Source organism: Raineyella sp. (assembly GCF_034933565.1).
Classification (GTDB): Bacteria; Actinomycetota; Actinomycetes; order Propionibacteriales; family Propionibacteriaceae; genus Raineyella.
The window spans coordinates 1-7,679 of sequence record NZ_JAYFNG010000062.1 but is presented as its reverse complement, the minus strand read 5'-3'; the positions used below and the strand labels follow the sequence as shown (position 1 = coordinate 7,679).

Below are 7,679 nucleotides of genomic sequence, written 5' to 3'. Positions count from 1 at the left end.
CGCCCGTCTCCCGCAGGGTCGTCAGCACGCGACGCTCGGTGTCGGGGTCGAGGCCGGCGGTCGGTTCGTCGAGGATCAGCAGCCGGCCGCCGCCGTGGCTGAGCCGCAGCAGGGCCCGGGCCAGGCCGACCCGGCGGCGCTCGCCGTCGGAGAGCCCCTCCGACTCGTCGCCGACCACGTGGTCGAGGGCCAGGTCGCCGGCTCCGGCCCGGTCCAGCGCCGCCCGGATCGCCGCCTGAGGCGCGTCCGGGGCGCCGAGGGCGACGTTCGCCCCGACCGTACGTTCCGGTAACCCCGGGGTCTGGCCCACCCACGCCACGCGGCGGCGCCAGGCAGCCAGATCCACCCGCTCCAGCGGCACGCCGCCGAGCCACACCTCACCGGCCGTCGGGCCGACGAAGCCCATCAGCACCGCGAGCAGGGTCGACTTCCCCCCGCCGCTGGGCCCGACGACCGCGACGAACTCACCGGGAGCGAGCTCGAGGTCGAGGTCCTGCAGCGCGGGGGCGTCGGCGCCGGGGTAGGTGACCTGCAGCCCGCGGACGCGGACCAGCGGCGCGTCGGGGGCGTACGCCGGGCCGCCGACCGCTCGGTCGCCGGCAGGGACGCCGGCAACGACGTCTGTCGGACCCCCGGCCAGGTCGCCAGCGGGGTCGCCGGCCAGGTCGCCGGCAGCGACGCCGGCGCCGGACCGGGCAGCGCCCGCGCCGACCCGGGGCGCGTCGATCTCGGCGAACGCCCGGTCGGCGGCGGCGACCCCCTCGGCGGAGTCGTGGTAGTGCACGCCCACCTGGCGCAGCGGCAGGTAGACCTCGGGCGCGAGCACGAGCAGGAACAGGCCGGTGGTCAGGTCCATCTCCCCGTTGACGGTCCGGATGCCGATGGACACCGCGATGATCGCCACCGACAGGGTCGAGAGCAGCTCCAGGGTCATCGAGGAGAGGAACGAGATCCGCAATGTGCCCATCGTCTCCTCGCGGTTGCGGGCCTCGATCCGCTGCAGGCCGATCGCCTGGGCACGGGCCCGGCCGAACACCTGCAGTGTTGGCAATCCGGCGACCAGGTCGGCGAAGTGGTGCGCCAGCCGGGCCTGGACCGCCCAGCGGCGGGCCATCCGGCGTTCGGTCGCCCAGCCGATCAGGGCCATGAAGAACGGGATCAGCGGCACCGTCAGCACCACGATCAGCGTGGACCACAGGTCGGTGGTGAGGATCGCCACCCCGACCACCAGCGGCACGGTGACCGCCAGCAGCAGCTGGGGCAGGTACTTGGCGTAGTAGCCGTCGAGCGCGTCGAGACCGTGCGTGACCAGGTCGACCAGCCCACCGGTGTCGGTCCGCGGGTCGAGCGGCCGCCCGAGCCGGGCCTCGACCACCTCGTGGCGCAGCTGGCCCTTCACCAGGGCCGCGGCCCGCTGGCCGAGCCAGGGGTTGACCCCCCGCAGCAGAGCGCGGCCGAGCAGCACCAGGGCGAGCAGCCCGACCGTACGCCCCAGCCGGTCGGCCCGGCCGGTGTCGAAGACGGCCGCGACCTGGTGCGACAGCAACCAGGCCTGCGCGACGACGAGGAACGCCGTCGCCGTGCCGACGAGGGCCCCGGCGGCGAGATGGAACCTCGTCGCCCGGGCCCTCGACAGCAGTTCGCGGTGAACCGGTCCCGGCATCAGCTCGCGGCGACCACGGGCTCGTCGGCCGGGATGTCGGTGACCTTCAGCCGCTTGCGGAAGACCCAGTACGTCCAGCCCTGGTAGGCGAGCACGATCGGGGTCATCACACACGCGGCGATCGTCATGATCGTCAGCGTGTACGGGGTGGAGGCCGCCTGGAAGACGGTCAGACCGTAGGCCGGGTCGAGCGTCGACGGGATGACGTACGGGAACATCGCCGCGAAGACGTTCGCCAGCACCGCCAGGATCGAGACGGCGCCACCGACGAAGGCCCAGCCCTCCCTGCCACGGGAGTTCGCCAGCCACAGCACGGCGACACCGAGCACGGCGATGATCGCCGCCGGCCACAACGACAGCGCCGGGGACGCCCCGGCCGCACCACGCGCCAGGCCGGAGTACGACAGGTTCATCCACACCACGAAGGCGGCCATCGCGACCAGCGCGACCAGGCCGGTCCGGGACGCGTACGTCCGGGCCCGCTCCCGCAGCACACCGTCGGTCTTGAGGGCGATGAACGCGGCACCGTGGCTGAGGAACAGCGCCACGAAGGTCACCCCGCCGAGCAGCGCGAACGGCGTGAACAGGCCGAAGAAGCTGCCCGCCGTCTGGTGCACGGTGTGGGTGGCGTCCATCGGCAGGCCGCGGACGAAGTTGGCGAACGCCACGCCGAAGACCAGCGCGGCGACGTACGAGGCGCCGATGAGGCAGCGGTCCCAGCCGCGCTTCCACGCCGCGTCGTTGCGCTGGTGGCGGTACTCGAAGGAGACCCCGCGCAGGATCAGCGCGAGCAGGATGAGGAACAGCGGCAGGTAGAGCCCGGAGAACAGGCTGGCGTACCACTCCGGGAACGCGGCGAAGGTCGCGCCGCCGGCGGTCAGCAGCCACACCTCGTTGCCGTCCCAGACCGGGCCGATGGTGTTGATCAGCACCCGGCGCTCACGGTCGTCCTTGGCGAGGAACGGCAGCAACATGCCGACGCCGAAGTCGAACCCCTCCAGGACGAAGAAACCGGTCCACAGGACGGCGATCAGCAGGAACCAGACAACAGGAAGAACAGTGTCCATGATCGTGTCACTCCCTTCAGTACGCGAACGACAGCGGCGCGTCGTCGGCGGCGCCCTCGGCCTCGGCCGGGGCGGGGCCGGCGAGCCCCTTGCGGATGGCGCGCAGCATCAGCCGCACCTCGATGACGGCGAGCACGCCGTAGATGAGCGTGAAACCGACCATCGTGGTGAGCACCTGCGCGGCGGGCACGCCCGGCGACACCCCCGCGGGGGTCGGCATCAGGCCGAAGACGATCCAGGGCTGGCGGCCCATCTCGGTGAAGATCCAGCCGAACGAGTTCGCGAACAGCGGCAGCAGCGGCGTGGCGATCATCATCGTGAGCCAGAACCAGGCGCCTCCCTTGGCGGGCGGCAGGTTCCCCTTGCGGAGCAGGACCAGCACGATGATGCCGATGGCCATGCCGAGCAGCCCCAGGCCGATCATCAGCCGGAAGGTCCAGTAGGTGACCGGGACGGCCGGGGTGTACGTCATCGCATTGGCGACCTCGTCGCCGTACTTCTGGCGGATCATCGCGGTGTACTTGGCGTCGTACTGCTCACGCAGCGGGTTGATGCCCTGCACGGTGCCGGAGAACGACCCGGTGGCCAGGAAGGACGTCACGCCCGGGATCTTGATCGAGAAGACCTCCTTCGATCCGTCCAGGGTGCCGATGGTGAACAGCGAGAAGGACGCCGGGGTCTCGGTCTCCCAGATCGCCTCGGCCGCCGCCATCTTCATCGGCTGGACATCGGTCATCACCTTGCCCTGCAGGTCACCGGAGATGGCGACCAGGGCACCGGCGACGATCAGCACCCAGGCACCGAACTTGGTGGCCCAGGTGTACGCGGAGGCGTTCTCGGCGTGCTCACCGGTGAGCTCGCTGACATTGCGCGCCCCGGTGGTGCGGGCGATCTTCAGCAGGTGCCAGCCGGCCACACCCATCACGAAGGCGCCGCCGACCATGTACGCGGCGGTCAGCGTGTGCGGGATGGTGGTCAGGGCCACCGGGTTGGTCAGCACGGCGCCGAAGTCGGTCATCTCGGCGCGGCCGCGGGCCTCGTTGAAGGTGAAGCCGACGGGGTGCTGCATGAAGGAGTTGGCCGCCAGGATGAAGATCGCGCTCAGCACGGTGCCGATCGAGGCCAGCCAGATCGACGCGAGGTGCACGCCCTTGGGCAGCCGGTCGCGGCCGAAGATCCAGATGCCGAGGAAGGTGGACTCCATGAAGAAGGCCAGCAGCGCCTCGAAAGCGAGCGGGGCGCCGAAGATGTCGCCGACCATCCGGGAGTACTCGGACCAGTTCATCCCGAACTGGAACTCCTGGACGATGCCGGTGACGACACCCATGGCGAAGTTGATCAGGAACAGCTTGCCGAAGAAATCGGTCAGCCGACGGTACTTGTCCTTGCCGGTGCGGTAGTGCGCGGTCTGCAGGACGGCAACGATCAGGGACAGTGAGATCGTGACGGGAACGAAGAAGTAGTGGTAGACGGTGGTGATACCGAATTGCCACCGTGCCAAGAGGGCCGGATCCATGGGGCTGAATCTAACGGCACACAGGCTTGACTGCACCGCCAGAGAGCCACGTCACATACGACAGAACGTAGTTGCGACGGACGTCCCCGATGAAGCGTTCCATTTTCTCTACGTATGTTGTAGTACTCAGGGGATCGTTGCTCTAGGATGGCGGCATGCCGAACCTTGGTGACCTCGAACTCCAGGTCATGGAGGTGTTGTGGCGTACGGACCACGCGATGTCGGTCAGGGAGGTCCTGGCCGAGCTGACCCGCGACCGGGACCTCGCCTACACCACCGTCATGACCGTGCTCGACCGACTGTCGAAGAAGGACCGGGTGACCCGAGAACTCGAGGGACGCGCCTGGTACTACCGCCCCGCCGAGTCCCGCGCGACGCTGATCGCCGACGAGATGCAGGCGGCCCTCGTCGGCACGCCCGAGCAACGCCGCGAGGCGCTCACCGAGTTCGCCGCCGGTCTGGGAGCCGATGATGTCGCGACGCTGGCCGGGCTGCTCGCGGCCCGGGTGGACGACTGACCGCACCCCCGCCGGCACCCGGCCCGGGTAACCTGCCGGGCATGCCGGCCCGCATCCGCCTCGACCCGTTCCTGCTCGCCATCGTCGCCTCGGCGATCGTGGCCACGCTGCTGCCCGCTCGGGGCGCGGGCGCGGTGGTGCTGTCGGACGCGGTCACCGTGGGCATCGCCGTGCTGTTCTTCCTGTACGGCGCCCGGATGCACCCCCGCGACACCCTCGACGGCCTGAAGCACTGGCGCCTGCACGGGGTGATCCTCGGCTTCACCTACGTGGTGTTCCCACTGATCGGGCTGGGGCTGGCCTTCCTCGTGCCGGCGGGCGTGCTCACCGGGGCCCTCTACACCGGTCTGCTCTACACCACCCTGCTGCCCTCGACGGTGCAGTCGTCGGTGACCTTCACCTCGATCGCCCGCGGCAACGTGGCCGGCGCCGTCGTGTCGGCGTCGATGTCCAACCTGATCGGGGTGTTCCTCACCCCGATCCTGGTCATCGCCCTGATGAACACCACCGGCCGGGCCACGGTGCACCCCGAGGCGGTGCTCGACATCATGGCGCAGATCCTCGTGCCGTACGTGCTGGGCCAGCTCTCCCGGCGCTGGACGGCCTCGTACGTGACGAGGCACAAGAAGCCGCTGCGCCTGGTCGACCAGGGCATCATCGTGCTGGTCGTCTACTCCGCGTTCTCCAAGGGCCGGGTGGAGAACATGTGGGCGCAGGTGTCCCTGCCGCAGGTGCTGGCCCTGATCGCGACCTGTCTGGTGATCCTGGCGGTCGTCCTCGGGCTCACCTGGTGGCTGTCCGCCCGGCTGGGGTTCGGGCGTGAGGACCGGATCGCGATCCAGTTCTGCGGGTCGAAGAAGTCCCTGGCGACCGGGCTGCCGATGGCCGCGGTACTCTTCGCCGGCCAGCCGATCGGCCTGATCGCGCTGCCGCTGATGGTCTTCCACCAGGCCCAGCTGATGGCCTGCTCGGCGCTGGCGCAGCGCTACGCCCGGTCGGCCGAGGACGTCGGCGCCGCCGCCCCCACGCCGTAGCGCAGGAACAGCTCGTCGCCCGCCCCGAGCACGTCCAGCAGTCGCAGCGGCACCGGGGCCCGGTACGCCTCGGCGTGGAGGATCCGCGGGCCCTCCCCGCCCACCAGCCACGGGGAGAGGGTGAGGAACAGCTCGTCGACGACGCCGGCCCCGAGCAGGGTGCCGAGCACCGTCGGACCGCCTTCACTGAGCACCCGACGCAGCCCTGCCCGGCGCAGTGCCGCGACCGCGGCCGGCAACGCCGGGCGGCCGTCCGCCCCGGGCTCCACCTCGAGGAACCGGGCGTACGACGCCAGCCGGGCCCGCCGGGCCGGATCGGCCCCGGGCACGGTGACCACCCAGGGCAGGCTGTCCGGCCCCTCAGCGGCCGCGTCGGCGAACGCCGGCAGCGCCGGGTCGAGGTCGAGGCTGCCGGTGACGATCGCGAGCACCGGCCGCGGGGAGCGGCCCCGGGCCGCCCGCTCACCGCGGATCTGCGCCGGCAGGTCGAGCAGGCCGTAGCCCTCGGCCCGGATCGTCCCGGAGCCGACGAGCAGCACGTCGCACCAGCCCCGCAGCGCCACCAGCAGCGCCTGGTCGGCCGTACCGGTGAGCGCGCCGACCCGCCCGCGGATCGTGGCGTGGCCGTCGGCCGAGGTCACCATGTTGGCCCGTACGCCCGGGTCGTCGCCGAGCAGCCGGAGCAGGTCGAGCCCGCCCAGCGCCGGGCCCGCACCGGTCAACCGCCGGATCTCCCCCATCTCGTCCTCCCTCGTTCCTGCGGGCGCCCGTACGGGTCCCGGTCCTCAGATCCCCCCGGGGCGCCCGTCCGGGCCCCCGACCCTCAAGCCCGGGGTCCGTACGGTCCCCGATACTCGTTCCCGCGCCTCACCGGAGCAGCAGCCCGGCGACGTAGCTGGCGGCCAGCGTCCCGACGCCGACGACGAGGGTGCGGCCGACCATTCGCCGCGCCGACAGGTGCCCACGACGCGCGGCCAGCACCGACGTCAGCACCAGGGACAGCACCACCGCCCCGAGGATCACCCACGACTCGAGCGCGACGGGCACGAACACGGTGATCAGCAGCGGCACCAGCGCTCCGCTGAGGAACGACAGTCCGGCCCCCAGCCCCGCCCGGACCGGGGCGCCCGGCGGGGTGGGGGCGACGATGCCGTGCTCGTAGGCCAGCTGGGCGGCGAGAGCATCCCGGGCGCTGAGCTCCTCGGCGACCCGCCGGGCCAGCTCGGGGCCCAGTCCCTTGTCCTGCCAGTACCCGGCCAGCTCCCTCAGCTCGTCGTCGGGGGCGGCCTGCAACTGGGCCCGTTCCTCGGCGATGACGGCCAGCTCGCGGTCACGTCGGGACGACTCCTCGGCCCACCGGGCGCCGCCGACACCGAGCGCGCCGGCGATCGTCCCGGCCGTCGCGGCGAGGATCAGGGTCGCATCCGACGCGCCGGCGCCCGCCAGGCCCTCCAGCAGACCGGCGGTGGCGATGATCCCGTCGTTGGCGTCGACCGACCAGGCCTGCGGGTCGAGCACCTCCCGCAGCGCCGCGAGCCTCGTCCCGGCGTCCGTCGTCACCACCCCGTCCCTCGTCACCGCACAGCCTTGTTCACCGCACAGCCTTGTTCACCGCACAGTCTTGTTCACCGTACGGTCCGGGTCTCGTGCAGTCGGACCGCGACCTGACCCCGCGAGGTCACCCCGAACTTCGCCAGGATCCGCTCGACGTGCCCGTCGACGGTCCGGATGGAGATCGTCAGGCGGGCGGCGATCTGCTTGTTGCTGAGGCCCTCGGCGACGAGCTCGGCCACCTGGGCCTCCCGCTTGGTGAGGCCCACGTCGACCGGGGGCGCGACCGGGGTGAGCGCCAGCTCGGCCAGCCCGACCTCGATCGCCTCG

8 protein-coding genes are annotated in these 7,679 nt (G+C 71.6%); 2 read left to right on the top strand and 6 right to left on the bottom strand.

Going from position 1 to position 7,679, the window contains the following annotated elements; translation table 11 throughout:
* The 3 genes from cydD to VB059_RS14270 all read right to left on the bottom strand — a co-directional run.
* The coding region (gene cydD / locus VB059_RS14280) for a thiol reductant ABC exporter subunit CydD (protein ID WP_323422642.1) at window positions 1–1,663 on the bottom strand (1,663 nt) is incomplete at its 3' end.
* Window positions 1,663–2,730 carry a cytochrome d ubiquinol oxidase subunit II gene (cydB, locus tag VB059_RS14275; protein ID WP_323422641.1) on the bottom strand — a complete coding sequence of 356 codons (1,068 nt, stop codon included), beginning with the start codon at window positions 2,728–2,730 and terminating at the stop codon, window positions 1,663–1,665. The genes cydB and cydD, both read right to left, overlap by 1 nt.
* A 16-nt stretch (window positions 2,731–2,746) precedes the next feature.
* The gene (locus VB059_RS14270; protein ID WP_323422640.1) at window positions 2,747–4,246 is read right to left on the bottom strand and encodes a cytochrome ubiquinol oxidase subunit I; all 1,500 of its coding nucleotides are present in this window, start codon (window positions 4,244–4,246) and stop codon (window positions 2,747–2,749) included.
* Window positions 4,247–4,401: 155 nt separating this feature from the next.
* On the opposite strand from VB059_RS14270, the gene VB059_RS14265 reads away from it, so the two are divergent.
* Both VB059_RS14265 and VB059_RS14260 read left to right on the top strand, forming a co-directional pair.
* Window positions 4,402–4,764: a BlaI/MecI/CopY family transcriptional regulator gene (locus VB059_RS14265; protein WP_323422639.1), complete on the top strand. Its 363-nt coding sequence runs from the start codon at window positions 4,402–4,404 to the stop codon at window positions 4,762–4,764.
* A 41-nt stretch (window positions 4,765–4,805) separates the two neighbouring features.
* The gene (locus VB059_RS14260) at window positions 4,806–5,798 is read left to right on the top strand and encodes a bile acid:sodium symporter family protein (RefSeq protein ID WP_323422638.1); all 993 of its coding nucleotides are present in this window, start codon (window positions 4,806–4,808) and stop codon (window positions 5,796–5,798) included.
* Here the strand turns inward: VB059_RS14260 and VB059_RS14255 are convergent.
* The 3 genes from VB059_RS14255 to VB059_RS14245 all read right to left on the bottom strand — a co-directional run.
* A complete protein-coding gene (locus VB059_RS14255) occupies window positions 5,750–6,538 on the bottom strand; it encodes a dihydrofolate reductase family protein (RefSeq protein WP_323422637.1) in 789 nt (262 codons plus the stop codon). The two genes, VB059_RS14260 and VB059_RS14255, sit on opposite strands and share 49 nt — an antisense overlap.
* 127 nt (window positions 6,539–6,665) lie before the next feature.
* Complete coding sequence (locus VB059_RS14250) at window positions 6,666–7,376, bottom strand: VIT1/CCC1 transporter family protein (RefSeq protein WP_323422636.1); 711 nt, start codon at window positions 7,374–7,376, stop codon at window positions 6,666–6,668.
* Between the two features lie 47 nt (window positions 7,377–7,423).
* Window positions 7,424–7,679 (bottom strand): helix-turn-helix transcriptional regulator (locus VB059_RS14245; protein WP_323422635.1); only part of this gene is annotated, 256 nt, incomplete at its 5' end.